This window comes from Pseudomonas sp. AC229, from assembly GCF_979254655.1.
The window spans coordinates 1-233 of the sequence record NZ_CEEDHK010000112.1 but is presented as its reverse complement, the minus strand read 5'-3'; the positions used below and the strand labels follow the sequence as shown (position 1 = coordinate 233).

General features: G+C 69.5%; 1 protein-coding gene. It reads left to right on the top strand.

Annotated features, from left to right (window positions below):
• Positions 1 to 233 (top strand): hypothetical protein (locus AC0IW7_RS25075; protein WP_471821571.1); only part of this gene is annotated, 233 nt, incomplete at both ends.

The window sequence follows — 233 nt, the reverse complement described above, 5'->3', positions numbered from 1 at the left end:
GGGCAGCATCGTTTACAACGGTGGCGAGCAGGCAAGCCAATCGGCACTGGTGGCGCGCTGGAGCGCAAGCGGGCAGCAGATGGATCGCTTGCTGGGCGCCAGCAATGGGGTGGCGCTGGACGTACACGGCACGCTCGACCCCCACGGCCAGTGGCCGCTGAAGCTGGAAGGCAGCGTGCACCTGCCGTCCCGCGAGGCGCAGCGCTGGGACCTGGCGGTGAAGGGTGATGGCG